This is a genomic window from Geobacillus sp. LYN3, assembly GCF_003064505.1.
Taxonomy (GTDB): domain Bacteria; phylum Bacillota; class Bacilli; order Bacillales; family Anoxybacillaceae; genus Parageobacillus_B; species Parageobacillus_B toebii.
Genome location: NZ_QCWL01000056.1, coordinates 1 through 1,081, shown reverse-complemented (window position 1 = coordinate 1,081; position 1,081 = coordinate 1). Strand labels below are relative to the sequence as shown.

At 41.5% G+C, this 1,081-nt stretch carries 1 protein-coding gene; it reads left to right on the top strand.

Annotated elements, in window-relative coordinates:
- The first annotated feature begins 137 nt into the window (after positions 1-137).
- Positions 138-695, top strand: coding sequence for a VanZ family protein (locus tag DCC82_RS17025; protein ID WP_187252194.1), 558 nt, complete (start codon positions 138-140; stop codon positions 693-695).
- The last annotated feature ends 386 nt before the right edge of the window (positions 696-1,081 follow it).

The window sequence follows — 1,081 nt, the reverse complement described above, 5'->3', positions numbered from 1 at the left end:
TTTACCAACTGTGGATAATTTGAAAATCCCTATTTTGACGAAAAACTTTGAAATATACTCTTCATAGCTGGTCAAAATGGGAAACTGCTTGAATTCGTACGTGGTTATATATTATAATTCTAAAAAAAGGAGAGTTTATGATGTTTGATTTTAAGGTGTCATTGATTGGTTTTGTCGTCATTTGGACATTATTTCGCGGTATTGTGTACATACGGAAGCGAACCTTTTCTGTCAAACACGAAATCATCCATGGATTATTCGCTTTTTCCCTTGTATTTATATATAGTGTGACGATTTTCCCATTTCCGTTTTATACATATCCGCTATTACAAAGGGAAACGTATGCCGGCATCAATCTCATTCCACTTGCGAGCATCCGGCAGTCGCTTCACCATTTTTACTGGCTCGTTCCCTTGCGAAACATTGGCGGCAATATCGCGTTGTTTATACCATTTGGGTTTTTTGCTTCTTGTTATTCTTCTATCCTTCGTCCGAAAACCATCGTTATCGTCGGATTTCTTCTTTCCTTATGCATCGAAATCGTCCAATTGTTTTTCATTCCGTTTCGGGCTTTTGATGTCGATGACATTCTTTTAAACACGTTCGGAACAGCAATCGGAGTATTATTGTTTCGTCTATTAGACCGGCTGATGGTTAAGACATCTCGCGCTAAGCAAAGCAATTACTCTAGTTAATCATCGTTGTCGAAGAAAAACCCCTTGACAATTTTCTGATTTGTATGGATAATTTCTAACAAATCGTTGATACGGAAAACGGTACGGGACTAGTAAATCGATGGAACGTGCAAGAGAGTGGAACCCGTAGGCTGGAAGGTTCCTCACGGGAAGTCGATTGAACCTGCCCTAGAAAGGCCGCTTATGCAAACATAAGCCGTCCGCCCTCGTTACGGGCAAGAGGTGGGCGCATGATGCGCCAAAAAAGGTGGTACCGCGGAACGCTTTTTCCGTCCTTTTGCAAGGAAGGGAAAAAGCGTTTTTTATTGGCAAACAGAAAGGAGCATTCCCGTTAGGAGCTTTTCCGGGGACTTGATCAAAAAAAGCCCTCTTGGTATGATGCAGGG

Coding starts and splice junctions, on each gene's coding strand:
- DCC82_RS17025 (WP_187252194.1), top strand. CDS start 138: ATGATGTTTGATTTTAAGGTGTCATTGATTGGTTTTGTCGTCATTTGG.